The organism is Nocardia sp. NPDC004582, from assembly GCF_053602115.1.
In genome coordinates this window covers 5344-29546 of record NZ_JBSGCY010000082.1, presented here as the reverse complement: position 1 = coordinate 29546, position 24203 = coordinate 5344, and the positions used below count along the sequence as shown (strand labels likewise).

At 70.4% G+C, this 24203-nt stretch carries 24 protein-coding genes and 1 pseudogene; 14 read left to right on the top strand and 11 right to left on the bottom strand.

Going from position 1 to position 24203, the window contains the following annotated elements:
• Nucleotides 1–350: pseudogene (locus ACWELJ_RS21885) on the bottom strand (hypothetical protein); the annotation flags it as partial.
• Nucleotides 351–462: 112 nt separating this feature from the next.
• On the opposite strand from ACWELJ_RS21885, the gene ACWELJ_RS21880 reads away from it, so the two are divergent.
• Together ACWELJ_RS21880 and ACWELJ_RS21875 are read left to right on the top strand one after the other, a co-directional pair.
• A complete protein-coding gene (locus ACWELJ_RS21880) occupies nucleotides 463–1077 on the top strand; it encodes a hypothetical protein (protein ID WP_452367980.1) in 615 nt (204 codons plus the stop codon).
• Nucleotides 1078–1159: 82 nt separating this feature from the next.
• Nucleotides 1160–2647, top strand: a complete 1488-nt coding sequence (locus ACWELJ_RS21875) for a hypothetical protein (protein WP_452367979.1) — start codon at nucleotides 1160–1162, stop codon at nucleotides 2645–2647.
• Between the two features lie 112 nt (nucleotides 2648–2759).
• Here the strand turns inward: ACWELJ_RS21875 and ACWELJ_RS21870 are convergent, their stop codons facing one another.
• The 3 genes from ACWELJ_RS21870 to ACWELJ_RS21860 are packed head-to-tail and all read right to left on the bottom strand — an operon-like array spanning nucleotide 2760 to nucleotide 4562.
• The gene (locus ACWELJ_RS21870; RefSeq protein WP_452367978.1) at nucleotides 2760–3533 is read right to left on the bottom strand and encodes a class I SAM-dependent methyltransferase; all 774 of its coding nucleotides are present in this window, start codon (nucleotides 3531–3533) and stop codon (nucleotides 2760–2762) included.
• Nucleotides 3530–4045 (bottom strand): DUF2505 domain-containing protein, encoded by a 516-nt coding sequence (locus tag ACWELJ_RS21865; protein ID WP_452367977.1) that lies wholly within the window; start codon nucleotides 4043–4045, stop codon nucleotides 3530–3532. Before ACWELJ_RS21865 ends, ACWELJ_RS21870 begins: the two co-directional genes overlap by 4 nt.
• Before the next feature lie 31 nt (nucleotides 4046–4076).
• On the bottom strand, nucleotides 4077–4562 hold the full coding sequence (locus tag ACWELJ_RS21860) for a DUF2505 domain-containing protein (RefSeq protein WP_452367976.1): 486 nt from the start codon (nucleotides 4560–4562) through the stop codon (nucleotides 4077–4079).
• Nucleotides 4563–4606: 44 nt separating this feature from the next.
• Here ACWELJ_RS21860 and ACWELJ_RS21855 point away from each other — a divergent pair, with 44 nt between their 5' ends.
• The 3 genes from ACWELJ_RS21855 to ACWELJ_RS21845 all read left to right on the top strand — a co-directional run bounded on the left by ACWELJ_RS21855 (nucleotide 4607) and on the right by ACWELJ_RS21845 (nucleotide 8449).
• Complete coding sequence (locus ACWELJ_RS21855) at nucleotides 4607–5698, top strand: UDP-N-acetylmuramate dehydrogenase (protein ID WP_452367982.1); 1092 nt, start codon at nucleotides 4607–4609, stop codon at nucleotides 5696–5698.
• 97 nt (nucleotides 5699–5795) lie between these two features.
• Nucleotides 5796–7001, top strand: a complete 1206-nt coding sequence (locus tag ACWELJ_RS21850) for a L,D-transpeptidase (protein WP_452367981.1) — start codon at nucleotides 5796–5798, stop codon at nucleotides 6999–7001.
• 71 nt (nucleotides 7002–7072) lie between these two features.
• The gene (locus ACWELJ_RS21845; RefSeq protein WP_452367975.1) at nucleotides 7073–8449 is read left to right on the top strand and encodes a phthiocerol/phthiodiolone dimycocerosyl transferase family protein; all 1377 of its coding nucleotides are present in this window, start codon (nucleotides 7073–7075) and stop codon (nucleotides 8447–8449) included.
• Here ACWELJ_RS21845 and ACWELJ_RS21840 read toward each other — a convergent pair.
• From ACWELJ_RS21840 to ACWELJ_RS21820, 5 genes are all read right to left on the bottom strand, one after another.
• The gene (locus ACWELJ_RS21840) at nucleotides 8423–10006 is read right to left on the bottom strand and encodes a class I adenylate-forming enzyme family protein (RefSeq protein ID WP_452367974.1); all 1584 of its coding nucleotides are present in this window, start codon (nucleotides 10004–10006) and stop codon (nucleotides 8423–8425) included. The genes ACWELJ_RS21845 and ACWELJ_RS21840 overlap by 27 nt on opposite strands.
• Nucleotides 10003–10755, bottom strand: coding sequence for a glycosyltransferase family A protein (locus ACWELJ_RS21835; RefSeq protein WP_452367973.1), 753 nt, complete (start codon nucleotides 10753–10755; stop codon nucleotides 10003–10005). The genes ACWELJ_RS21840 and ACWELJ_RS21835 overlap by 4 nt, the downstream gene beginning before the upstream one ends.
• A 31-nt stretch (nucleotides 10756–10786) precedes the next feature.
• Nucleotides 10787–11668 carry a hypothetical protein gene (locus tag ACWELJ_RS21830; protein WP_452367972.1) on the bottom strand — a complete coding sequence of 294 codons (882 nt, stop codon included), beginning with the start codon at nucleotides 11666–11668 and terminating at the stop codon, nucleotides 10787–10789.
• A gap of 6 nt (nucleotides 11669–11674) precedes the next feature.
• Nucleotides 11675–12046 (bottom strand): 3-oxoacyl-[acyl-carrier-protein] synthase III C-terminal domain-containing protein, encoded by a 372-nt coding sequence (locus ACWELJ_RS21825; protein ID WP_452367971.1) that lies wholly within the window; start codon nucleotides 12044–12046, stop codon nucleotides 11675–11677.
• 140 nt (nucleotides 12047–12186) lie between these two features.
• The gene (locus ACWELJ_RS21820; protein WP_452367970.1) at nucleotides 12187–12921 is read right to left on the bottom strand and encodes an SDR family NAD(P)-dependent oxidoreductase; all 735 of its coding nucleotides are present in this window, start codon (nucleotides 12919–12921) and stop codon (nucleotides 12187–12189) included.
• A 59-nt stretch (nucleotides 12922–12980) separates the two neighbouring features.
• On the opposite strand from ACWELJ_RS21820, the gene ACWELJ_RS21815 reads away from it, so the two are divergent.
• The 6 genes from ACWELJ_RS21815 to ACWELJ_RS21790 all read left to right on the top strand — a co-directional run bounded on the left by ACWELJ_RS21815 (nucleotide 12981) and on the right by ACWELJ_RS21790 (nucleotide 19990).
• A complete protein-coding gene (locus ACWELJ_RS21815; RefSeq protein WP_452367969.1) occupies nucleotides 12981–13808 on the top strand; it encodes an alpha/beta fold hydrolase in 828 nt (275 codons plus the stop codon).
• Nucleotides 13809–13906: 98 nt separating this feature from the next.
• Nucleotides 13907–15310, top strand: a complete 1404-nt coding sequence (gene mshA, locus ACWELJ_RS21810; protein WP_452367968.1) for a D-inositol-3-phosphate glycosyltransferase — start codon at nucleotides 13907–13909, stop codon at nucleotides 15308–15310.
• Nucleotides 15307–15885 carry a YbjN domain-containing protein gene (locus ACWELJ_RS21805; RefSeq protein WP_452367967.1) on the top strand — a complete coding sequence of 193 codons (579 nt, stop codon included), beginning with the start codon at nucleotides 15307–15309 and terminating at the stop codon, nucleotides 15883–15885. Before mshA ends, ACWELJ_RS21805 begins: the two co-directional genes overlap by 4 nt.
• Before the next feature lie 76 nt (nucleotides 15886–15961).
• Entirely contained in the window at nucleotides 15962–16900 is a 939-nt protein-coding gene (locus tag ACWELJ_RS21800) for an ROK family protein (protein WP_452367966.1), read from the top strand.
• Nucleotides 16901–16904: 4 nt separating this feature from the next.
• Nucleotides 16905–17642, top strand: a complete 738-nt coding sequence (locus tag ACWELJ_RS21795) for a phosphoglyceromutase (RefSeq protein ID WP_452367965.1) — start codon at nucleotides 16905–16907, stop codon at nucleotides 17640–17642.
• Nucleotides 17643–17941: 299 nt separating this feature from the next.
• Nucleotides 17942–19990 carry a CocE/NonD family hydrolase gene (locus ACWELJ_RS21790; RefSeq protein ID WP_452367964.1) on the top strand — a complete coding sequence of 683 codons (2049 nt, stop codon included), beginning with the start codon at nucleotides 17942–17944 and terminating at the stop codon, nucleotides 19988–19990.
• A 117-nt stretch (nucleotides 19991–20107) separates the two neighbouring features.
• On the opposite strand, the gene ACWELJ_RS21785 is transcribed toward ACWELJ_RS21790, so the two are convergent.
• Nucleotides 20108–20812, bottom strand: a complete 705-nt coding sequence (locus tag ACWELJ_RS21785; protein WP_452367963.1) for an NADPH-dependent F420 reductase — start codon at nucleotides 20810–20812, stop codon at nucleotides 20108–20110.
• An 88-nt stretch (nucleotides 20813–20900) separates the two neighbouring features.
• On the opposite strand from ACWELJ_RS21785, the gene ACWELJ_RS21780 reads away from it, so the two are divergent.
• From ACWELJ_RS21780 to ACWELJ_RS21770, 3 genes are all read left to right on the top strand, one after another.
• Nucleotides 20901–21287, top strand: a complete 387-nt coding sequence (locus tag ACWELJ_RS21780) for a winged helix-turn-helix transcriptional regulator (protein WP_452367962.1) — start codon at nucleotides 20901–20903, stop codon at nucleotides 21285–21287.
• Between the two features lie 165 nt (nucleotides 21288–21452).
• Complete coding sequence (locus ACWELJ_RS21775) at nucleotides 21453–22703, top strand: sensor histidine kinase (protein ID WP_452367961.1); 1251 nt, start codon at nucleotides 21453–21455, stop codon at nucleotides 22701–22703.
• Nucleotides 22700–23389 (top strand): response regulator transcription factor, encoded by a 690-nt coding sequence (locus ACWELJ_RS21770; protein WP_357090946.1) that lies wholly within the window; start codon nucleotides 22700–22702, stop codon nucleotides 23387–23389. Before ACWELJ_RS21775 ends, ACWELJ_RS21770 begins: the two co-directional genes overlap by 4 nt.
• 102 nt (nucleotides 23390–23491) lie before the next feature.
• On the opposite strand, the gene ACWELJ_RS21765 is transcribed toward ACWELJ_RS21770, so the two are convergent.
• Complete coding sequence (locus tag ACWELJ_RS21765; protein ID WP_452367960.1) at nucleotides 23492–23848, bottom strand: hypothetical protein; 357 nt, start codon at nucleotides 23846–23848, stop codon at nucleotides 23492–23494.
• Nucleotides 23849–24203: the final 355 nt, after the last annotated feature.

Here is a 24203-nt window from a genome sequence, read left to right as displayed (position 1 = left end):
GTGGGGCCGGTGCCGTTCGCCGCGAGCTTCGCGGTGTCGGCGGTGGGGGCCGAGCCGGTGCCGGGCCGGACCGTGGCGCCCGCCGCGTACGCGGCCTCGCCGGGGTGCAGGACCTGGGTGGGCTGGGCGTCGGGGTCTGGGGTGGCCGGGTCGCCGGTGTTGGCGGGGTCGTTCCACCAGTCGGTGGTCGCGTCCTGTCTCGCACCTAGGACCTCGGTGGGCGTGCTGTCCGGTTTACCGAGGTCGACCGGCTGCGCCGTGGAGTCGCCGGGCCGCACGGTGGGCTCGCCCGGCTGCGCGGCGGAGGGCTCGCGCTTGGTTGCGTCGTCCGAGGTGGGTTCCGAACTCATGGGGGCGATTCTTCCCGAGCTTTCTGTGTGAGCTCTGTGCATCCTGTGAGGTGTCGGCACACAGCCGCGGAATGTGACATAACACACAACGCTCCGGCTTATTCTGAGTGCCATGGCTGGGAACGCGGGACCGGGGGATCCGGAACACGGCTGGGACGCGTTGCGGGAGCAGGCCGGGCGGCACGCGGGATACTTCACCACCCGGCAGGTACTGCGCACCGGATGTGAGGTCCGGATCCGCGACGGATTGCGCGACGGCAGCGTGCTGCGGTCGGGGGTGGGACTGCTCCGGCTGGCCGACTGGCCCGACGGGCCGCTCGACGAGTACGCCATGTGGTCGGCCTGGTTCGACGGGGCGGCGGCCGTCTCCCACCACAGCGCCGCCGAACTGCACGGGCTGGGCCGGTTACGGCCGCGGTTCGTGCACCTGTCGGCGCGGGTCGGGCGGTTCCCGCTGTCGCCGCGGCTGGTGGTGCTGCGGCGCAGCTTCGCGCGCAAGGACGTGGAATCGGCGGGCGCGTTCCTGGTGACCACGCCGCTGCGCACGGTCATGGATCTGGCCGAGGCCGGGATCGGGCAGGCCGCCCTGGACGAGGTGGTGTCCGACGCGGTCGCCATCCATCGCTGCGCGCGGGCCGAGATCCGTTCCGCCAGTGCGGCTCTGGACCCGGCCACCGCGGCCCGGGTGCGGCGCGCCCTGGCCCGCGCTCAGGAGGATCACCGCTAGCGTTCGCCCGACGGTTTCGCGGGGATCACGAGGTGCGGGATTCGAGTTTTGCGGGCGCGCGATTCGTGGCAGGGTGACTGATATGGGGACCGGTGCTGGCGTGTGGGATCTGGTGTTTCCGCCGGGCCCGCCCGAACGGATCGCGGACATGTTCTCGGCCGCCGTCGTCGCCGACGCGATCCGGCCCTACGACGCCGACCTGGCGCAATCGGTGGAGACCTGCCGCGACTGGCGGCACGGCTATCACCGGGTGTTCCGCGGTATGACCGCGCTGGCCATCGGCGCGCCCGAGGTCTCGACCGGCATGGCCGCGGCCGGACTGCGCTCGGTGCGGCACATGCTGCGGTTCTCGGCCGGGCGGACGGTGACGCCCCTGGAGACCGTCGACGTGGACGCCGCCGCCGAGGGCACCGGGTTCGAGACCGCCGCGGTGGCCGGGGAGGCCCCGGCCGTGAAGCGGCTCGAGGTGCCCTGGCGGGGGTTGCTGCTCGCCGAGGACGCGCTGCGGCTGCGGCTGGCCGAATGGCAGACCCGCGGCGTTCTGGAAGCCGATTTCGTGGCCGCGATCGAGCGGGTCATCGAGCATCCGGAATGGCTGGCGCTGCCCGGTTTCCGGATGACCGTGACCGGCGCGGGCGCCGAACTCGGGCCGCTGCGGCCGCTGCTGAGCTGGGGCGCGGAGGTGCTCGCGGTCGATCGGCCGGGCCGGATGCGCTGGGAACGGCTGCGCGACGCCGCGAAATCCGGTGCGGGCGTGCTGCGTTATCCGGTGCTGGACGGCGAGCCCGGCGTCGACATCTCCAGAGGCTTTCCGGCGCTGGCCCAGTGGATCACCGCGCACCGCGACGCGCGGCCGGTGCTCGGGCTCTACGCCGGGCTGCCCGGATCGGCCGGGGTGCGGCTGGCCGTGGCCTCCGACGTGCTCGCCGACGCGGTGCTGCGGCACCATCCCGACGCGGCGCTGGCCATGCTGGGTTCGCCGACCGACACCTACGCGGTCCCGGCGTCGGTGGTGGCGGCGGCCCGGGATCACCTGGCGCGGCGCGGTTTCCGCGGCAACGCGCAGGATCTGCTGCACCGGGCGGCGCCGCACTCGCTGTACCGGCTCAACTACACCCGCCCGATCTTCGACGCCGAGGGCGGCGCGTGGGGGTTGTTCGACAATCTGCCCGCGCTGGCCGGGCCGGATTACGCGCTGGCGCAACGGTTGCCGCGCTGGCGGGCGGTGCTGGCCGTGTCGGCGGGACATCCGGTGTCGTTCACGGTGGCCCCGCCCGCCTGGACCCGCAGCCTCACCCGCGAGAACGGCTGGCGTGCGGCCGCGTATCGCGCGTCCTCCCGTTTCGGCATCGAGATCTTCGATCCCGCCACCGCGCGGACCCTGCTCGCCGCGAAGCTGGTCGCCGACCTGTACGCGCCCGACGAGCCGCGAATGTCCAACCCGGAAGCGCTGTTCGCGGCGGGCGCCGCCCACGGCGGTCTGTGGCGACAGCCCTTCGCGCCGCGGTCGCTGCTCGCTCCCGCCGCGATCAGCGGCACGGTGCGGGACCTGCTCCACAAGCTCCACTGATCCGCGCGTGATACCCGCGGATCAGTGCAGCCTGCGGTCGGCCACCGATGCCCCGTCGCGGGGGCCGGAGTGTGGGAGCCGTAGGGGGGACAGGGTAACTCGCGGGACCTGCTCAGGGCCGGGGCGCGACGGTGGACCAGGGCACCGTCAGGATGTTGTCGCGCAGGCGGCGGCGGTGGTCGCGGAGCGGAAAACCCTGCTCGCGCAGCAGGTTCGCGGCGTGGCGCCAGCGGACGCGGGGGCCGTAGGGGGCCAGCGGCGCGGCGATGGACCAGGCGCGGTCGGCGGCGCTCAGCAGGGTGTGGATGGGTTCGCCGGGGATATTGCGGTGGATGAGGGCCTTGGGCAGGCGTTCGGCGATGTCGGAGGGCGTGTCGACGGTGAAGGGGTCCCAGGCCAGGGTGAGGGACAGGGGCCGGGTGCGGTCCAGCAGGATCCAGGCGCAGCGGCGGCCGAGTTCGTCGCAGGTGCCGTCGAGGAGCAGGCCGTCGGAGGCCAGACCGGACTGGATGGTCGACCAGGCTTCGGGCACAGCGGATTCCGGATACTGGCGCAGCACATTGAAGGCGCGCACCAGGGTCGGTCGCAGCCCCGCGAGTTCGAAACCGCCGCGGGCGAACACCACTCCGTCCCGGCCCGGGACCACCCGGTCGGGATCGATCTCCAGTCCGACCACGCGCAGATCGGGCCGCACGGTCCGCAGCCGGGCCGCCATCTCCAGCGTGGTGACCGGGCTGGCCCCGTAACCGAGATCCACCACCAGCGGATCGGCGGCGTCCAGCAATCTCCCCGCGACGAGCGGGTCGTGCGTCATCCACCGGTCCCCGCGGCGCAACCTGTTGATGCCGGTGGTGCCGCGGGTGATGGTGCCGATGGGCTTGGTCACCCGACGGGGTGCTGCTGATCCAGCCAAACCTTCGTCACCTCGGCTTCGGCGCGGAACAGGTCCACCAGATTCACCAGCATGAGCTGTTCGAGCCTGCGCCCGAAGAACGGAACATGGACCTGGGCCCGCGAGGTGGTGCGCAGGGTGCAGCCGGTCTCGGTGGGGAACAGCCGCATGGTGCCGCCGAGAGTGCCCGGGCTGCCGGGGATTTCGGCGGTGTAGGCGCCGGTCACCTCGGGCGCGTACGGCCCGTAGGTCTCCCGGCGGGTGATCACCATGTCCTTGTGCACGACCATCTGCGCCATCTCGGGCAGGGTGTCGCGGGGGAGCACGTGGCGTAGTTCGACCGTGATGCCGTCGTCGCCGGACTCCAGGCTGACGATGTCGTTCGGGGAGTGCTTGCGCAGTTCCTCGATGCGGGCGTCCCAGTGCTCGCGGTTCGTCATCGCCGCGTACACCTCGTGGGTGGTGTGCAGCGGATACCGCGCGGAATAGTCGAGTCGGCGGGCCACGATCGCTCAGGTTACTGCCGGGCGACCTCGGTCAGTGAGAACTCAGCCAATTGTCGGTGAACTCGGCCTCGCGCTCCAGCAGTTCGGTGAGGTGCTGCTGGATGGCCGCCTCGATCTTCTTGCCGAACAACGGGATCTTCACCTCGATGGTCGCGTCGACCACGAAGCTGGAGCCGGCGCCGTCGTCGGTGACGGTGAGGCTGCCGGTGATGGTCGCGGGCGCGCCGTCCACGTGCGCCTCGACGGTGCCGCCGCTGCCGTGCCAGATCTCGGTGCGCGGAATGGTCAGGCCGTCCGGCTTGATCGCGGTGATCTGGGCGGGCAGGTCCGCGGCCGGGATGGTCTGCACCATGTCGACGCGCACCTGGTCACCGTTGATGGCGAGGCTCTCGATGCGGGCGTTGGGGCCGCCCACCGCCTCGATGCGGTCCTTCCAGTACTGCTCGTTCGCGAACGCAGCGCGCACCGCGGCCATGGGATGTGTCGAGTGCCCAGTGAAGGCCAGAGGTGTCGCCATGGTCGGACAGGCTACCGTCTGTGCCTGTGCGTACTTCTCGGGTGGTGGCGTTCGACGACCTGCGGGACCGGCTGGCGGCGACCGGGGCGCGGCTGCGCGCCGGGGTCCCGCTGGCGGAACTGACGACCCTGCGGGTCGGCGGCCCGGCCACGGTGGCCGACTGCGAGACCACGGACGCGCTGGTGGCCACGGTGCGGGAACTGGACGCGGCCGGGATCCCGGTGCTGCTCGTCGCGGGCGGCTCCAACCTGCTGATCGGCGACGACGGCTTCGACGGGGTCGTGGTGCGGATCGCCACCGAGGACGTGCGGATCGGCGCGGACTCGGTCGTCGCGGAGGCGGGCGCGAACTGGGACGCGGTGGTGGCGGCCACGGTGGCGGCCGGGTTCGGCGGCCTCGAATGCCTGTCCGGCATCCCGGGTTCGGCGGGCGCCACGCCGGTGCAGAATGTGGGCGCGTACGGCGTCGAGGTGGCGAGTTTGCTGCGCCGGGTGCGGTTGCTGGATCGCGCCACCGGCGAGATCCGCTGGGTCGCTCCGGCGGAGCTCGGATTCGGTTACCGCACCTCGATTCTCAAGCACAGCGCCGCCGCGGTGGTGCTGGCCGTCGAATTCGCCTTGCGCGCGGACGGTTCCAGCGCGCCGCTGGGGTATCGGGAACTGGCCGGCGCGCTGGGCGCGGCGGAGGGCGAGTCCCGCCCGGCTGCGGAGGTGCGCGCGGTGGTGCTGCGGTTGCGGGCGGGCAAGGGCATGGTGCTGGACCCGGCCGATCACGACACCTGGAGTGCGGGTTCGTTTTTCACCAATCCCGTCATTCCGGACGAGCGGGTGGCCGCGGTGCGCGCCGCGATCGCGTCACACCTCGGCGCGGATGTGGCCGTGCCCACCTACCCGGCGGAGGGCGGGGTAAAATTCTCGGCGGGCTGGCTCATCGAGCGCGCCGGCTTCGCCAAGGGCTTTCCGGGCGACGGGTCTCCGGCACGGTTGTCGACCAAACACACGCTCGCGCTGACCAATCGGGGCGCGGCTACCGCGACCGATCTGGCGACCCTCGCCCGCACGGTTCGCGAAGGGGTTGCCGAGCGCTTCGGCATCGAGCTGGAACCCGAACCCGTGACCGTGGGAGTGAGCCTGTAGCGGGTGGCGCGAGCCACCAGAACAGCGTCCGGGATACACGGTTTGCGGGGGTAGGGTCGAACAAGTGAGTAATCGAGGACTGTCCCGCCGGTCGGCCATGCGTGCCGCACTGGTGGCGTCGACAGCGGTCATCGCGGCGGCGTGCTCGTCGTCGAACAAGGGTGGCGGCACGGCCAAGCCCGCCGAACCCGTGGCGACCGTGAAACTGGAACCGGCCGCCGGAACCGAGCAGGTCAACCCGACCACGCCGGTGTCCGTCACGGTCAGCAACGGCCGCATCGACCAGCTGGCGCTGACCAACGCCAACGGCAAGCAGGTAACCGGCACCTTCGATGCCACTCGCAGCAAATTCACGGTGAACGAGCCGCTCGGCTACGGCACCACCTACACCTGGTCGGGCACCGCCGTCGGCACCGACAACAAGCCGGTCGCCATCGACGGCAAGTTCAGCACCGTCAGCCCCAAGAAGACCGCCCCCGCCACCGTCAATATCGGCGACGGGCAGGAGGTCGGCATCGCGGCGCCGATCATGCTCCAGTTCAAGGGGCACGTGGAGAACAAGGCGGCCGTCGAGAAGGCGCTCACCGTCACCGCCACCCCCGCCACCGAGGGCTCCTGGGCCTGGCTGCAGGACGACAACGGCGGCTCGCGCGCGCACTGGCGGCCCCGCGAGTACTGGCAGCCCGGCACCACCGTGCATCTCGGCGCCAAGCTGTACGGCCTGGACATGGGCGGCGGCCTGTACGGCGACTCCGACCTCACCTCCGACTTCCGCATCGGCCGCGCTCAGATCGTGAAGGCCGCCGCGCCCACCCACCGCGTGCAGGTGGTGCGGGACGGGGCCACCCTCTTCGACTTCGCGTGCAGCTACGGCGAGGGCAACGAGGACCGCAACGTCACTCGCTCCGGCATCCACGTGGTGACGGAGAAGTACGAGGACTTCATGATGTCGAATCCGCCGTTCTACACGAACGTGCGGGAACGCTGGGCCGTGCGCATCTCCAACAATGGCGAGTTCATTCACGCCAACCCGCAATCGGCGTCCGCCCAGGGCAATTCGAACGTCACCAACGGCTGCATCAACCTCAGCAACGCCGACGCCCAGGCCTACTTCCCGACCGCGCTCTACGGCGACCCGGTCGAGGTCACCGGCACCCGCATCCAGCTGTCCGCGGCCGACGGCGACATCTACGACTGGACCATCGACTGGGAGACCTGGAAGAGCCTGTCCGCCCTGCAGGGCGAACCGCACAACCAGATCTCCGCGACCCCGCTGCCGCCGCAGCCGGTCGGCGGCCGCTGACCGCTCGAATCGCGCGCCCGCGACCGCCGGGTTAGGGTCCTCGCCGAGTAACGCCGTGGTGAGGAGCGTCCATGGTCGCGGGCCGGAAGAGCACGGCGGCAACGGATTCCGGGCGCGCCCTGAGTCCTTCGGAGCGATGGTTCTGGATCATCGACCGGATGTCGCCGGCCAACTGCGCCGCCCGCCTGCGCGTCGAAGGGCGGATTCCGGCCGGGCGGCTGGAATCCGCGGCGGCGGCCCTGGTCGCGGAATATCCGTTGCTGCGGATGGGCATCTCGGATGACGCGGGCGGTGATCCGTGGTTCCGCCCGTTACCCGCCCCGCGAATTCCGGTGCGGCGGATCCGATCCCGTGCTGCCGAGGACTGGGCGCGCGTGATCGACGCCGAGATCGCCGCGCCCTTCGATCTCGCGAACGGTTCGGCGCGGATCACCGACATCGTCGGCGGAGCCGATTCCGGCAGCGAATACCACGACATCGTGCTGACGGTCTCCCACATCATCGCGGACGGCCGCTCGTTACTGGCGTTGCTGCGCAAGGTGATCGACTACGCGGCGGATCCGACCGGCCCGGTGGCCGCGCGACCCCCGGTCCCGGCCGCGGACGACCTGATTCCCCGCGGCGCGCGCGGAATCCGGCGCTGGGCGCACACCACCCTGGCCGACCAGATCGGTGCGCTGGTGTGGCGGCCACGGCGGCTGCCCGGCGCGGTGACGGCGCTGTCCGAGCGGCGGACCGGGGTCGTGCACCGGGTGCTCGGCCGGGAAGCGCTGGCCGCCTTGATCATCGATTGCCGCCGAGCCGGGGTGACCGTGCACGCGGCGCTGGCAGCCGCGGTCGCCGACGGGATCGGCGGCGCGGAACCCGGCGTGCGGGGCGCCGCAGCGTCCCGCGGCCGTGGTGTCGCGGGCATCGGGTCGCCGGTGGATTTCCGGGAATCGCTCGGTCCGCGAGTGGATTCGGCCGAACTGGGCGTGTACGCGCCGGTGCTGGTCGGGTTCGTGCCGTTCGGTCGCGGGGTGTCGCTGTGGGAGGCGGCGCGGGCGGTGAAGCGGCAATTGGATCGTGGCGTGCGGCAGGGGCGGCATCTGGCGACGGTGGCCGGGATGCGGTTCGGGACGCCGCGCACGCTGGAATCCGGTCGGCGGCTGGCGGCCCTGGTGGACCGGCGGGCGCCGTGGAATGTGTCGGTCACGAATCTGGGGCGGGTCGAGTTCCCGGAAAAGGCCGGGGCGTGGCGGCTTTCGGGGTTGCGGGTCGCCGCGTCGAATTCGTGCGTGAGCGTCATGACGGTCGCGGTCACGACAGCGCACGCGGAGATGCACCTCGGGTTCTGTTACGCGGATCCGGTGGTGTCGCGGGCGCGGGCGGAGGCGTTCGCGGACGCGGTGCTGGGCGCGCTGGCGCGGCGGCCGGATCCGTCAACGGCGTTGCAGGCGGGCGCGTAGTTCGGCGCGGTCGGGCTTGCTGGTGCGGCCGGCCACCGGGATCTCCTCGACCAGGACGATGTCGTCGGGAAGGGCGGAAACGTCGATGAGGCCGGGTAATTCGCGGCGCAGCCGGGCCTCGACACCGGTGGCGTGCGGGTCGGCGACGACGGCCAGCACGATGCGCTCGTCGCCGATCTCGTCGGGCAGACCGACCAGGACGGCTTCGCGGACGCCCTCGACGCCCACGATGGCCGGTTCGTACAGGCCCGGATAGATATTGGTCTTGCCGCGGATCATCATGTCCTTCTTGCGGCCCATCAGGACCAGGGTGCCGCCGTCGAAGCGGGCCAGGTCGCCGGTGGCGATCTCCTTCAGCGGGGGTTCGCCGAGGTAGCCGCGGCACAGGTTGGGGCCGGAGAGGATGAGTTCGCCGTCGTCGGCGAGGCGCGCGTCCACGCCCTCGCACGGGAAGCCGAGCGGATCGCCCGCCCCCTCGAAGTCGAGCTTGTCGGCGCCGGAGGTGATCGCCACCGGCAGGATCTCGGTCATCCCGTAGATCGCCAGGAATTCGGTGCCGGGGAGCGCGGCGCGGGCGCGGCGCAGCAGGGCGGTGGTGACGGGCGCGCCGCCGAGGGAGATCTCCTCGAGGTGCGCCGGCGCGGTCAGCCGCCCGGCCTCGATGGCGTCGAGGATCACGGCCAGGTCGGCGGGGGTGAGGAAGGCGTGGGTGGCGCGGTCCGCGCCGCCCGCCGGGCCGAGGGTGCGGGCGAAGCCGAGCGGATCGACGTGGGTGCTGAAGCGGGGATACCGCGGCATCGACCAGCGCGCCCCCTCCAGCACCGCGGGCAAGCCCATCATCAGCTGCTCGGTGTGCAGGTGCGAGCCGGGCATCAAGGTGGTGGAGCCCGCCACGGCGGCCAGGCCCGCGCCCAGTGAGCCGCGGGTGTGCACCACGGCCTTCGGGTCCGCGGTGGTGCCGGAGGTGAAGACGATCAGCGCCTCGGCGTCGGGATCCTCGCCGGGCGCGTCCACGGTGGCGCCGGCGGCGGGGCCGGACCAGCCGGGTTCGGAGCCGATCAGGCGGCCGAGCGGGATGGAGCCGCGCGGCGTTCCGGGTAGCCGCGGGCCGCTGTGGATGTGGCGCACCGGTAGCCGTCCGAATTCCGGTAGCGAGAGGCCGAGCCGGCGGCCGTATTTCCGCAGCGGCCCGCTCAGCAGGTAGAGCAGCGATTCGGTGGCGGCCCAGCCGGGTTTCACCAATTCCAGTCGGCGCGCGAACAATTCGGGGCCCACGCCCGGGTCCACGAAGACGATGCTGCCGCCCGCCGCGATGGTCCCGAACACCAGCACCACGGCGTCCACGCACGGCCGGATGGAGAACAGCATCCGGTCGCCGGGCCGGAAGCCCTTGCTGTGCAGCCGTTTCACCACCAGCCGGATGCGGGCGTCGAGTTCGGCGAAACTCAGCGGCTGTTCGCCGATCATGCCGAGGGCGGGGGCGTCCGGGGTGCGCAGCACCTGCTCGCGCAGCAGCGCGACGAAATCCTCGCCCGTGGACGGGTATCCAGACGTCACCGGATGTCCACCAGCTCCGGTTTGTAGCGGTGGTCGGCGTACCAGGCGAGGGTCTTGCGCACACCCCAGGCTTTCACGCGCCGATTGGAGCCGTACACCCGCACGTCCCGCCGCAGCCCGTAGTCGGTGGTGAGCATGCGGACCGCGTTCACCAGCGCCCGATCCTCGTGCAGTTCCTCGATGGCGGTGCGCGGGAAGCCGCCGGCGGCCTCGTACAGTTCGGCGGTGATGGCCATATTGCAGCCGGGCGTCATGACGTACGGGCCCAGGTAGCGCGGATCCTGATTGCCGGGCCGGAGTTTGCCGAATTGCGTGGCCACCTCGAGGGCGACCCGGATGACGGTGCGGTCCAGCAGGCTCACGCCCTCGTCGGTGCGGGGGATGAGCTGACCGCTGACCAGGCGCAGGCCGGAGTCGAAGGCGGTCCGGATCCGCGCGGTCCAGTCGGGGGCGGGCAGGCAGTCGGCGTCGGTGCGGGCCAGCCGGGTGGCCCCGGCCGCGATGGCGTGGCGCATGCCGGTGTCGGCGGCCGCGCCGGTGCCCTTGCGTTCCTCGGTGACCAGTTCGATCGGCGGCTCCGGATGCGCGAGGGCGAAGTCGCGCACCACCTTCACGGTGGCGTCGGTGGAATTATTGTCCACCACCAGCACGGTGAAGTCGCGGTCCCGCTGGTTCGCGAGCGCGGCCAAGGTGGCGACGATGCCGTGTTCCTCGTTGTAAGCGGGCACGATCACCCACAGGTCGTTCATGACCCCTCCCGGCGGAATTACTTACCGCTGCTTACGGTTTCGGCAGGCGGTACGCGATGGCGGCGGCCGATGGGCCGGCCCCCGCGGCCACGAACAAGGCTACGTCGGCATGGTCGAGCCCGCCGTTGTCGCGGGCCGCCAGGTACGCGACGGGCAGGGCCGAGGTGTGGGCGTCGCCCGCGGTGTCGTCGGCGCTGACCGCCTCGGGGGCGAGGCCCAGACGTTCGGCCAGCCGGGCGGGGAAGTCGGGGGTGGGTCGCCCGCAGATGAGGACGGTGCGGTCCAGGGGCGCGTCCGCCACCTCGAGGGCTTCGGTCGCGGCCGAGACCGCGTGGCGCAGGAGCGCTTCGGGGTCGCCGGGGCGGTTCACCACGATGGAAGACCGACCGGTCGTCCCCATCTCCGGGAGGCGCACGAAACCCTCCGACGCGGGCCGCCCGTCCGTGGCGCTGATGTGCAGCGCCCCGAATCCGGCCGGGCCCGCGGCCCGTTCCAGCAGCAGTGCCGCGCCCACCGGCTTGATCGGGAAACCCGGTTGCGGCTCCGGCGATTTCGACGGGTGCGCGTCACCGGACACCAGCAGCACCCGATGCACGGTCGGCGCCGCCAGCAGCGCCTGACTGACCTGGATGGCATTGAGAATGCCGCAGGCCCCGTTCATCAGGTCGAAGGACAGGCACGGCACATCGCCGCTGTGATATTCCAGCCCGATTCCCACCTGCTGCTGGATCAATGCGGACATGGCCGGTTCCACCATGTTCGAATCGCGGTAGACGCCGGTATTGATCAGGGCGTCGATCCGCTCGGGCGTGCTGCCCGCCTCCGCGATGGCCCGGCGCGCTGCGGCCGCCGCCTGCTCGATCGAACTGCCGCCACCGATTTCGGTGACAATCGAAGAGATCACGATTCCCATACCGCATCACACCCGCAGGTCGCCGAGGGTCACCGACAGAAACCCGGCCACGACGCCGGAGGCCGCGGGCACCATCAGTACTTTCGCTCCGGACGCTATCCGCCGTTGTTTGAGCGCGTCATGCAAAACCACGAAATGCGAGGTGGACGCGGTGTTGCCGTAGCGGTCCAGCACCATCAGCGCGGGCGGCACCGGGGCGTCGAATTCCCGTTCGGCGATCTTGGACACCAATTCCACCGCGGGCGCGCTGAATTGGTGGTGGATCACGTGGTCGTAGCCCTCGGCCGCGAAATCGCTGCCCCGCGCCTGCAGCTCCGCGGTCGATATCTCGGTGGCGGGCAGGTACGACCCGACCGCCTCGATTCGTGATCTCACCATGTTCGCTCCAAGCCGCCCTCGGTTGCGGGGGACGGTAGCAGCGGCCGGCGCGCGGATTCCGATTTGAAGAATCCGTGATTCAGATCATGGGAGTCGAACCGCGATGCGGCGCAACGCAACTACGCCGCGCCGCGCCGCGGTCAGGAACGGCGCGCGAAACGCCCCGGCCCGGCCTGATCCCGCGGCGTCACCGTGATGGTGTCCAGATTCACGTGCGGCGGGCGGGACGCCACGAAACCCACCACCTCCGCGATGTCCTGCGCCACCAGCGGATCGATGCCCTGGTACACGCTCGCCGCGCGCTCGGCGTCACCCGCGAACCGCACCAGCGAGAACTCCGTCTCCACCGCGCCCGGCGCGATCTCGGTCAGGCGCACCGGCTGCCCGAGCAGTTCACCGCGCAGCGTCCGGTGCAGCACCGCCTGCGCGTGCTTGGCCGAGGTGTACCCGGAACCGTTGTCGTAGGCGTGGAAGGCGGCGATCGAGGTGATGGTGACGATCAGGCCGTCCCCGGAGGCGATCAGCTTGGGCAGCAACGCCTTGGTGAGCCGCAGCGTGCCCAGCACGTTGGTCTCCCACATCCAGCGCCAGTCGTCCAGATCGGCCTCGAGCACCGGGGCCAGGCCCTTCGCGCCACCGGCATTGTTGACCAGGACGTCGCACCGCTCGACCGCCGCGGTGAAGGCGCGCACCGACTCCTCGTCGGTCACGTCCAGGGCCAGCGGGGTGCCGCCGATCTCCTCGGCCAGCTTCTCCAGTCGCTCGACCCGCCGTGCGCCCACGTAGACGTGATACCCCTGCTTGGCGAGTTCGCGGGCGGTTGCCTCGCCGATACCCGAACTGGCTCCGGTCACCACAGCGGTACGAGTGCTCATGTCTCTGAGCTTAGGCAGGGCGTGTCGCCGGTGCGTCGCGGGTGGTTAGCCTCACTCCTATGGCGATTCGGGAAGCAGTGAGCACGGACGGCACGACCATCGTTTACCGGGTGACGGGTCCGGAAGGGGCGCGGCCGCTGGTCCTGCTGCACGGGTGGTCCGGGAATCTGCGCTGCTGGGGCCGGGCCGCCGACCTGCTCGCCGAGCAGTTCCGGGTGATCGCGGTCGACCTGCGCGGGCACGGCTACTCCGACGCCCCCGAGACCGGCTACGACGATCCGAAGAACTGGGCGGGCGATATCGCCGCCGTGCTCGCCGCCGAGGACATCACCTCCGGCGCCCTGCTGCTCGGCTGGTCCTACGGCGGCATCGTCGCCTCCGACTACCTCACCGCGCACGGCACCGCGGCCCTCGCGGGCGTCGTCTACACCGGTTCACAGGCCAATATCGGCCGCGGTGTGCCCGGCGCGGAGACCGGGCCGGGCATGGGCAAGGCCATCCCCGACGTCTTCGACGAGAGCGCGGGCAAGGCCATGCGCGGATTCGCCGCCTTCGGCAATGCCAACACCGGTCCCGGCCGGGACAAGGGCGTCGACGCCCAGCGGCTGTTCGGCGGCAGCATCGCCACCCTGCCCCGGGTCCGCAAGGCGCTGTTCTACCGGACGGTCGACAACACCGGCACCCTGCGCGGCCTCGACATCCCGGTCCTGGTGCTGCACGGCACCGCCGACCCGGTGGTTCCCATCGAGAACGGCCGCCACATCGCCGCCTCCGCGCCCGACGTGCGGACCTCGTACTGGGAGGGATCCCAGCACGGCCTCTTCATCGAGGATCCGGAGCGATTCGCCGCCGAGATCACCGCTTTCGCGCGAGACCTGCGCCGATAGCGGAACCGCATGCCCACCGGCGAATATCCTTGTGAGTCAGGTCACTTGGGAAGGTAACCCGTGCATGGGGTGTTGTAACCCCCGTGCACACTGGAGTGGTGAGTCAACGCCCGGAGCTACGGCCCAATCGGATTGCCGTGCTATCGGTGCATACGTCACCCCTGGCGCAGCCCGGTACGGGCGACGCGGGCGGCATGAACGTCTACGTGCTGCAGACCGCCCTCGAACTCGCGCGCCGCGGCACCGAGGTGGAGATCTTCACCCGCGCCACCTCCTCCAATGACGAACCGGTCGTCGAGGCCGCGCCCGGCGTGCTGGTCCGCAATGTGGTCGCCGGGCCCTTCGAAGGGCTCGACAAGTTCGACCTGCCCACCCAGCTGTGTCCCTTCGCCGCGGAGGTACTGCGCACCGAGGCGCGCAACCTGCCCGGCCACTACGACCTGATCCACTCGCACTACTGGCTCTCCGGCCAGATCGGGTGGCTCGCGCGCGACCGCTGGCGGGTGCCGATGGTGCACACCGCGCACACCCTGGCCGCGGTCAAGAACGCCTTCCTGGCCGAGGGCGACTGCCCCGAGCCCGCGGTCCGCGAGATCGGCGAGAAGCAGATCGTCGCCGAGTCCGACCGGCTGGTCGCCAACACCGTCGAGGAGGCCCGCCAGCTCGTCGAGCTCTACGGCGCCGACCCCGATCACATCGACGTGGTGCTGCCCGGCGCCGATCTGACCCGCTACCACCCCGGCGACAAGCTCGCCGCCCGAGCCGAGCTCGGCCTGCGCGCCGACGAGCGGATCGTCGCCTTCATCGGCCGCATCCAGCCCCTCAAGGCCCCCGACGTGCTGGTCCGCGCCGCGGCGCACCTGCTGGCCGAGGAGGCCACGCAGCCGGTGCCGCCCACGCGGCCGCTGCGCGTGGTGATCGTCGGCGGACCCTCCGGCAGCGGGCTGGAACGGCCCAACGCCCTCATCGAACTCGCTGCGGCCCTGGGCATCTCGGATCGCGTCACCTTCCTGCCGCCGCAGCCCGCGCACCGGCTGGTGCAGGTGTACCGGGCCGCCGACCTGGTCGCGGTGCCCAGTTACAACGAATCCTTCGGCCTGGTCGCCATCGAGGCGCAGGCCAGCGGCACCCCGGTGCTGGCCGCCGACGTGGGCGGGCTCGGCACCGCCGTCCGCGACGGGGTCTCCGGTCTGCTGGTTCCCGGCCACCGCACCCCGGACTGGGCGAACGCGCTGCGCGGCATGCTGGAGGACCCGGTCCGGCTCGAACTCATGGGCACCGCGGCGGTCGAGCACGCGGCCAACTTCTCCTGGGCGCACACCGCCGACGGGCTGCTGGACAGCTACTCGGCCGCGTTGTCGCAGGCTCGGGGGAACCGGGTGCGCGGTAGCCTGCATACTGATCGCGCCAGAGCGCTGACCAGGACAGCGGTAAGCCCGAGGTCAGCACGCGGGGAGGCAGACTTGGCATGGCGGCGACGGACAGGAGCGGTACGCAGATGAGTGAGGCCGAGCGCGACCGGACGCCGCGCCCGCACGCCAGCAGCGGCGGGTTGAACGACGAAACCGCCCGGGCCACGGCACAACTCATCGACGACACGCTGCGCGACCGCGAGATCGAGTACTCCCGCGAGGCCCCCGACCTGTTCGCGGTCGTGCTGCCCGGCGAGCGCAAGCTCAAGACGGTCATCGGCGTCAGCGTCGGCAAGCACGGCGTGCGGATGGAGTCCTTCGTCTGCCGCAAGCCCGACGAGAACTTCGAGGGCGTCTACAAATTCCTGCTGCGCCGCAATCGCCGCCTCTACGGCGTGGCCTACACCATCGACCGGGTCGGCGACATCTACCTGGTCGGGCGCATGTCCAACGACCGCGTCACCGGTGACGAACTCGACCGCTGGTTCGGCCAGATCCTCGAGGCCGTCGACGCCGACTTCAACACCCTGCTCGAACTCGGCTTCGCCGAATCCATTCGCAAGGAATGGAAATGGCGGGTCTCGCGCGGCGAATCGCTGAAGAATCTGCGCGCCTTCGAACACCTTGTCGATGACTCCGACACGCTGCCTCGTATGCCAGGGTGACAACTGATTTCGCGCCGGTCCGGGTAACTTATCGGGGACGTCCAAAATAGGTTCGGCTCACCACCGCTGGTACGCAATGCCAACTCGGACGGATCTGAGCCGTGCGCTGAAGTCTCGGAGAGGCGGGGGAGCCATGGTGGCGCTTGCGCTGGATATCGGAGCGACCAAATTCGCGGCAGCACTGGTGGATTCGACCGGCGCGCCCGGAAATTCACAACGCATCGCGGTACCCGAATCCGGGGTGTGGGCGGCCTGCCGTGAATTACTGGGCACCGTGGCCGCCGGGGCGACGGTGACTGCGGTCGGCATCGGTTCGGCCGGGCCGGTGGACGTCACCGCCGGGGTGTGCGGCCCGCTCAATATCCCGGAATGGGCCGACGGCTTCCCGATCGTGGACGCGGTGCGGAAAGTGTTCCCCGCAGCCGAGATTCGCTGCGCCATCGACGGGGCCTGCCTGGCGCTGGCCGAACACCGGCTCGGCGCGGCGCGCGGTGTGAACAACGCGCTCTGCCTGACCGTGTCCTCGGGCATCGGCGGCGGCATCATCAGCGACGGCCGGGTCGTCATGGGCCGCACCGGCAATGCCGGACATGTCGGCCACATCGTGGTGCCCGGCAACGAAGAGCCCTGTGCCTGCGGTGGATTCGGCTGTGTGGAGGCCGTCGGCAGCGGCAAGTCCGCGGTGCGCTGGGCCCGGCGGCAGGGCTGGGAGGGCACCACCGGGGTGGAGCTGGCGCAGGCCGCGCGCGACGGGGAGCCGCTCGCGGTGGACGCGCTCGCGCGGGCCGGCGCCGCCATCGGGACCGCCGTCGCCTCCGCGGCCGCGTTGCTCGACACCGATCTGGTCGTCATCGGCGGCGGCTTCGCGCAGTCCGGCGAACCGCTGTGGCAGCCGTTGCGGGCGGCGGCGCTCGGCCACGCCCGCCTGCGCTTCCTGCGAGAACTTCGGGTCGTCCCCTCCGAACTCACTGATCAGGCCACCCTGCGGGGCGCGGCGCTGCTCGTGGGAGGATGACCCCATGACGTACACCCTCGTTTTGCTGCGCCACGGCGAGAGCGAATGGAATGCCCTCAACCTGTTCACCGGCTGGGTGGACGTTCGCCTCACCGACAAGGGTGTCGCCGAAGGTAAGCGCGCCGGTGAACTGCTGGCCGAGCACGGCATTCTGCCGGACATCGTCTACACCTCGCTGCTGCGCCGTGCGATCAGCACCGCCAACAACGCCCTCGACGCCTGCGACCGCCACTGGATTCCGGTGGTCCGCGACTGGCGCCTGAACGAGCGCCACTACGGCGCCCTGCAGGGCAAGAACAAGGCGGAGATCAAGGAGCAGTACGGCGAGGACCAGTTCATGCTGTGGCGTCGCAGCTACGACACCCCGCCGCCGCCGATCGAGGCCGACAGCGAGTACTCGCAGGACGGCGACCCGCGCTACGCGGGCATCGAGGTCCCCGCGACCGAGTGCCTCAAGGACGTCGTCGCCCGCATGGTCCCCTACTGGGAGGACACCATCGCGACCGACGTGCGCGCCGGCAAGACCGTTCTGGTTGCCGCGCACGGCAATTCGCTGCGCGCGCTGGTGAAGCACCTGGAGAACATCTCCGACGAGGACATCGCCGGGCTGAACATCCCGACCGGCATTCCGCTCAAGTACGAGCTGGACGAGAACCTGCGCCCCATCGGCGCGGGCGTCTACCTGGACCCGGAGGCCGCCGCGGCCGGCGCCGCCGCCGTCGCGAACCAGGGCGGGAAATAACAACTCTCGTAACTCTCCGGGGCTTCGTCCCGGAAACCCCCGAAACACCCGGGGAGGCTTCGTCCTGAAACCCCGAAACAATGCCCCACCCAATGTCATTGGGTGGGGCATTGTTTTTCCGCGCATTCCTATGTGATACACATCTCACTACGCCGCCGTAGGGTATTCCTCAGTCGCGCAAAAGAATTTGCCAGGGCGTCGGGAATTCGAAGATGTGTCTGTAACCGGGGTTTGCAACTTACTGCGCGGTAGATATGCTGCTGGGCGTTCGACCACCTGCGAGAGGTAGATCACGTTCGATGAAGCACGCGCTACAGGCCACGGTATTAGCCGCCACGGCCGCTCTGCTCCTACCTTTGACCGGCATCACCGCCGATGCCATCACGCCCACCGGACCCGACGGCGGCGCCGCCGGAATCGCGTGGACCAACACCGAGGACGGGCCACAGCAGTACCCCAACGTCTTCATCGAATGGGACGTCCCGATCACCATGAGTGACGGCACCGTCCTCAAGGGCAATATCTACCACCCGGCCGACGCCGCGGGCCGTCCCATCGACACCCCGACGCCGACCGTGCTGAATATGACGCCCTACACCAAGCTGGTGTCGAACGTCGCCGACAGCGCCTTCTCCATTCCCGGCCTGTCGGACGCGCTCCTCGATGTCTTCCGCAACATCCACCTCGACGGCACCCCCCTCACCGGATTCGGTGAACTGCTGAACGCGGCGGGCAACGGCGAACTCCGCAACTTCTCCGTCGACCGCCAGCTCATCAAGTCCGGGTACACGCAGGTCGTCGTGGACGTGCGCGGCACCGGATTCTCGCAGGGCGAGTGGGACATGCTGCGCGGGCGCGAACAGCAGGACACCGTCGAGACCATCGACTGGGCGTCCAAGCAGCGCTGGTCCAACGGCCGCATCGGTATGAGCGGGCTGTCCTACAGCGCCATCAACCAGGTGCAGGCCGCCGAGAAGCAGCCGCCCGCGCTGAAGGCGATCTTCCCGATCGTGCCCGGCAGCGACCTCATCGACGACGTGCTCGCGCCCGGCGGTGGCTTCGGCTTCAACTTCATCCCGCTGTGGCTCAGCGCCATCAACGGCCTCAAGTGGGTGCCGGACCTGGCCTCGATCGCCGCGGGCAGCTTCGACTTCAAGTGGCTGCGGGATCGCGTCAACGACCCCTTCGGCTACCTCGACGTGCTGATGTCGGCCTACACCTCCACCACCATGGAGAGCCTCGACCCGCGCGTGCAGGACATGCTCAACGGGCTCACCCAGGACCGGCAGCAATGGTTGGGCGACCCGAGCCGGATCCAGATCCCGACCTTCGTGACCGGCGGCTGGCACGACCTGTTCACCTACTCGGAATCCAAGATCTACAACCAGATTCCGCTGCCGCCCGGTCAGAAGCAGCTGCTCATGGGCAACACCTACCACGTCACTTCCGGCGCGGACGTCAACCGCGTGGGCGCGCCCCCGCGCCTGGACGTGCTGCAGCGCGCCTGGTTCGACAAGTGGCTCAAGGGCATCGACAACGGCATCGACCAGTACGGCCCGGTGACGCTGAAGACCCAGGGCGGCGGCTGGGACACCCAGGGCGGATTCGGGCCCACCGCACCGGCTTCCGAGGCGGCCGAGTATCGGCGCATGTACTTCTCCGCGCAGGCCTCCGGCACCGCGAACAGCGTGCACGACGGCTCGCTCACCGCGGCCGCCAACGGCGACGGCGACCGGCTCACCGTCGCGCCCGGCCTCACCACCCTCTGCTCCAATGACGCGGCCCAGGCCAGCGCGGGCATCCTGAACCTGATCGACGGCTGCTCCAAGGACTCTCGCGTCGCCGAGACCAACGCGCTCACCTTCACCAGCGCGCCGGTCGCCGAGGCCACCCTGGTCTCGGGCCCGATCGCGGTGCACCTCAACACCGTTCAGGACGCCGCCGACGGCTACTGGACCGTCACCGTCAACGATGTCGCCCCCGACGGCCAATCCACCGTGCTCACCTCCGGCGAGCTCATGGCCTCGCTGCGCCAGGTCGACGAGGAGCGCAGCAGCCGCTCCCCGAACGGCGACTACACCGACCCGCGCGCCTTCACCTCGCTGGACAAGCGCCAGGAGACCGTGCCCGGTGAGGCCACCACCCTCGATATCGCCCTCGGCGGCACCCAGGCCGTCCTGCAGCCGGGCCACCGCCTGCGCGTGGACGTGTTCGCGGGCAACTTCCCCAAGGGCCTGCCCATCCTCCCGATGCTCATCGACACCGGCCTGAAGCCGCAACACCTGCAGCTCGACCCGGCCCGTCCGAGCTTCGTGAACATCCCGGTCCGCGGCAACACCGGCTGGTGACACCGCCCCACCGGGACTGAATCCCCGAGCGTGCACAACGGCGTGCGCGCCCGGGGTTTTTCATATCCGGCCCGACCGGCCGGTCGTCGCGGATGGGGATCGGGCTGTGCGGCAGCGCTATTCGCCGTCCGGGACCGCGAAGGCCGATTCGAGGGGCGGGAACAGGGCGCGGACATCGTGGCCCGCGAACCACAGCCCCACCACGAACGCCGAGGTGGCCTCCAGATACCGGGCCCGCTCGAGTCCGCCCGCGTGGACCGGCCGCAGTTTCAGATCCTCGGCCAGGCCCGCCACCCTCGCGACCGCCGCGGCGTCGTCGCCACAGAGCGGGACGGTCAGCGGGCGGCCCTCGAACTCGCGGCGCGGTCCCGCCCAGACCTCGGCCGCCAGCAGATTGAACGCCTTGACCACGTGGGCTCCGGGCGCGGACGCCGCGATGCGCTGTGCCACCGCGGGTTCGGACAGGGCGAAGCCGCCGCTGTCCGGCACGAACGCGTTCGTGCAGTCGATGACCGTGCGCCCGGCGAGAACGTGCGCGGGCCGCCGGCCGTCCGCCGCCGGGTTGTTCGCGGCGTCCGGATCACCGTCGGCCATCGACAGCACCTCGTCGAGCGCGTCGACCGGCACGGCCAGCAGGGTGGCCTCGCCGAAACGGGCCGCCTCGGCCACCGTCGCGGCCCAGGCGCCGGGCCCGATGGCCGCGGCCGCCTCCGTCGCGCGCGCCGAAGTCCTTGCGCCCAGCGCTATCTCGTGTCCGGCCGCGGCCCAGCCGCCGCCCAGGGCGCGGGCCATCTGTCCGGCTCCGATGATTCCGATTCGCATGTCGTCTCCTTGCTCGGGCTGTACGAGGTGACGCTAGGAATTCCGAAGCGCACTCCCGGGTGCCCAATGGCGGTGGCAGGGTGGAGGCATGACGGTCGAGAGCATCGAACCGGCGCGGTTCGCCGAATACGGCGGCCGCGAGTCGGACTGCCCGGCGCGGCTGGCGGTCGACGTATTCGGCAATTCATGGCTGACCGTGATCGTTTACACACTGCGCGAGGGTCCGATGCGCCCGGTGGACTTGCGCCGCGCCATCGGCGGCATCAGTCAGAAGATGCTCACCCAGACCCTGCGGCGCATGCAGGCGATGGGGTTGCTGGAACGTCGCCGATATCCGGAAGCTCCACCGCGCGTTGAGTATTCGCTGACTCCGGCGGGCCGCGATCTGCTGGTTCCGATCTTCGCGCTGGGGGAGTGGGCCGACCGGCACGGCGACACCGTGCGCACCACCCTCTACGGCGATCCGGAGGACTGAACCGCCACCGCGAAAGCGGTTGCCACAAGGGCGCTCACCGCTCGCGACACGCTGACCGAACATCGCGTGAACACCGGGCGAACGAGGGTGGAAGGACCCATGACCTGCGTGAAACTTCCTGCACCCGGGGTTTGACCCCGCGTCGGCGACCGTACGATTCACAGTGTGAGCGTTCCACAGGCCGTGCTTTTGGCAGTCCTGGCGGCCGTAGTAGGACTGGCCGTCGGCGGACTGCTCATTCCGTATGTGAACGCCCGCCAGGAGCGCATGCGCGCCGCCACCGACACCGGGCTGACCATGTCCCAGGTGCTGGACCTGATCGTGCTGGCCTCCGAATCCGGCATCGCCGTCGTCGACCAGTACCGCGACGTCGTGCTGGTCAATCCGCGGGCAGAGGAGCTGGGCGTGGTCCACGACCGCCTGCTCGACGAGCGCGCCTGGGCCGCGGTCGAACAGGTGCTGGCCGGGGGCCAGGACGTCGAGTTCGAGCTGACCGCCAAGATCCCGATGCCCGGCCGCGCCCGCCTCGCTGTCCGAGGAGTTGCCCGGCCGCTCTCCCAGGAGAATCCGAACTTCGCGGTCCTGTTCGCGGACGACGACTCCGAACAGGCCCGCATGGAGGCCACCCGCCGCGACTTCGTCGCCAATGTGAGCCACGAACTCAAGACCCCCGTCGGGGCCATGAGCCTGTTGGCCGAGGCGTTGCTGGAATCCGCCGACGACCCCGACTCGGTCCGCCACTTCGGCGAACGCCTGCACGGCGAGGCCCGCCGCATGGGCAAGATGGTCACCGAGCTGATCGCGCTGTCGCGCCTGCAGGGCGCCGAACGGCTGCCCGAACTCGAGGCCGTCGACGTCGACACCGTGGTCACCCAGGCCATCGAGCGCTCCCGCACCACCGCCGAGGCCGCGGGCATCACCGTGTCCACCGACGCCGGCAGCGGCCTCGAGGTGCTCGGCGACCAGACCCTGCTGGTGACCGCGCTGTCCAACCTGGTCGAGAACGCCATCGCGTACTCCCCGCGCGGCTCGCACGTGTCGGTGAGCCGGGCGCTGCGCGGCGGCTACATCAATATCGCCGTCACCGACCGCGGCATCGGCATCTCCAAGGAAGACCAGGAACGCGTCTTCGAACGCTTCTTCCGGGCCGACAAGGCGCGCTCGCGTGCCACCGGCGGTACCGGCCTCGGGCTGGCTATCGTCAAGCATGTGGCCGCCAACCACAACGGTGAGATCACCCTGTGGAGCAAACTGGGCACCGGATCGACGTTCACCCTGCGTATCCCGGCCCACCCTGCCGATTCCAACGGGCAGGTCGACAAGAGACTTGCCACCGGTGTTCCGGTGGCCAAGAAGGAAAACGGCACGCGCCCCCTCGGGCGGGCCAGAACCAACGGTGTGGAGGCAACCCGATGACGAGTGTGCTGATCGTCGAGGACGAGGAGTCGCTGGCCGATCCGCTCGCGTTCCTGCTGCGCAAGGAGGGGTTCGAGGTCACCGTGGTGGGCGACGGCCCCTCCGCGCTGGCCGAGTTCGACCGCTCGGGCGCGGACATCGTCCTGCTCGACCTCATGCTCCCCGGAATGAGCGGCACCGACGTGTGCAAGCAGCTGCGGGTGCGCGGCAGCGTCCCGGTCATCATGGTGACCGCGCGCGACAGCGAGATCGACAAGGTGGTCGGCCTGGAACTGGGCGCCGACGACTACGTCACCAAGCCCTACTCCTCCCGCGAGCTGATCGCCCGCATCCGGGCCGTGCTGCGCCGCGGCGCCGGTGAGGAGCCCGACAACGGCAGCGAGACCGCGGTGCTCGAGGCCGGCCCGGTGCGCATGGACGTGGACCGCCACACCGTGCAGGTGAACGGCAAGGCGGTGACGCTGCCGCTCAAGGAATTCGACCTGCTCGAATACCTGCTGCGCAATTCCGGGCGCGTGCTCACCCGCGGCCAGCTCATCGACCGCGTCTGGGGCGCCGACTACGTCGGTGACACCAAGACCCTCGACGTGCACGTGAAGCGCCTGCGCTCGAAGATCGAAGCCGATCCGGCCAAGCCCGAGCACCTGGTCACCGTGCGCGGGCTGGGTTACAAGCTGGAAGCCTAGAACCGTCCCGAACGCAGAACCCGCCCGCTTCGAATTCACGAAGCGGGCGGGTTTCGTCTTTCTCCCCGACCAGTTTCCGGGCTTACCCGTGCGGTCGGCGGATCAGGCGTTGGGGTCGGACTTCATGGTGTAGACCCACGCCGGGCCGAGGCCGGGCAGTTCCTGCTTCTCCAGGATGATCCAGCCCAGGCCGGGGTTGTCCTGCTGCATGCAGTCGTACCACGCGACATCCGCGCCGTTGCCGCGGCAGGCGATGGTGTGGCTGGTGCCGTAGGGGCTCACCACGATCTGCTTGCCGGCGTCCTTGGCGCCCAGCACGGCCGGGTCGTTGTACACGACGAAATCGGCGGTGCGGTCGGAGAACGCGGTCGGATCGGTGTTATCGGCGAACGCCTGCGGGGCAATGGCGATAACCGCACCGGCGGTCAGGGCGGAGACGGCGAGGATTTTCTTGATCATGGCCACGATGTCTAACACGCTCCGGTGAATTCGCAATAGCGGATCGATGTCGTGGGCACTTCCGGCTATTCACAACGCGAGGTCACCGGACCGGCGGTTATGCGAAATATACTTCTGTGCAGCGTGATTGGATTGTCGTCGAACGGCACCGTTTGTTCACCTGCCGGACACTATGACGCACGCCGCACCGGCGAGACCTGCGCCACAAACGAGAACGGGCGTGGGGGGGGGGGGGGGGGGCCGCCCCCCCCCCCCGCGGGCGGGGGGGGGGGTGGGGGCGGGCCCCCCGCCCCCCCCACCCCCCCCCCCGCCCCACACCCACCCCCCCCCCACCCGAGCACCGCGCGGAGGAAGA

Coding starts and splice junctions, on each gene's coding strand:
- ACWELJ_RS21880 (WP_452367980.1), top strand. CDS start 463: ATGGCTGGGAACGCGGGACCGGGGGATCCGGAACACGGCTGGGACGCG.
- ACWELJ_RS21875 (WP_452367979.1), top strand. CDS start 1,160: ATGGGGACCGGTGCTGGCGTGTGGGATCTGGTGTTTCCGCCGGGCCCG.
- ACWELJ_RS21860 (WP_452367976.1), bottom strand. CDS start 4,562: ATGGCGACACCTCTGGCCTTCACTGGGCACTCGACACATCCCATGGCC.
- ACWELJ_RS21850 (WP_452367981.1), top strand. CDS start 5,796: ATGCGTGCCGCACTGGTGGCGTCGACAGCGGTCATCGCGGCGGCGTGC.
- ACWELJ_RS21845 (WP_452367975.1), top strand. CDS start 7,073: ATGGTCGCGGGCCGGAAGAGCACGGCGGCAACGGATTCCGGGCGCGCC.
- ACWELJ_RS21835 (WP_452367973.1), bottom strand. CDS start 10,755: ATGAACGACCTGTGGGTGATCGTGCCCGCTTACAACGAGGAACACGGC.
- ACWELJ_RS21830 (WP_452367972.1), bottom strand. CDS start 11,668: ATGGGAATCGTGATCTCTTCGATTGTCACCGAAATCGGTGGCGGCAGT.
- ACWELJ_RS21825 (WP_452367971.1), bottom strand. CDS start 12,046: ATGGTGAGATCACGAATCGAGGCGGTCGGGTCGTACCTGCCCGCCACC.
- ACWELJ_RS21820 (WP_452367970.1), bottom strand. CDS start 12,921: ATGAGCACTCGTACCGCTGTGGTGACCGGAGCCAGTTCGGGTATCGGC.
- ACWELJ_RS21815 (WP_452367969.1), top strand. CDS start 12,981: ATGGCGATTCGGGAAGCAGTGAGCACGGACGGCACGACCATCGTTTAC.
- ACWELJ_RS21805 (WP_452367967.1), top strand. CDS start 15,307: ATGAGTGAGGCCGAGCGCGACCGGACGCCGCGCCCGCACGCCAGCAGC.
- ACWELJ_RS21800 (WP_452367966.1), top strand. CDS start 15,962: ATGCCAACTCGGACGGATCTGAGCCGTGCGCTGAAGTCTCGGAGAGGC.
- ACWELJ_RS21795 (WP_452367965.1), top strand. CDS start 16,905: ATGACGTACACCCTCGTTTTGCTGCGCCACGGCGAGAGCGAATGGAAT.
- ACWELJ_RS21790 (WP_452367964.1), top strand. CDS start 17,942: ATGAAGCACGCGCTACAGGCCACGGTATTAGCCGCCACGGCCGCTCTG.
- ACWELJ_RS21785 (WP_452367963.1), bottom strand. CDS start 20,812: ATGCGAATCGGAATCATCGGAGCCGGACAGATGGCCCGCGCCCTGGGC.
- ACWELJ_RS21780 (WP_452367962.1), top strand. CDS start 20,901: ATGACGGTCGAGAGCATCGAACCGGCGCGGTTCGCCGAATACGGCGGC.
- ACWELJ_RS21770 (WP_357090946.1), top strand. CDS start 22,700: ATGACGAGTGTGCTGATCGTCGAGGACGAGGAGTCGCTGGCCGATCCG.
- ACWELJ_RS21765 (WP_452367960.1), bottom strand. CDS start 23,848: ATGATCAAGAAAATCCTCGCCGTCTCCGCCCTGACCGCCGGTGCGGTT.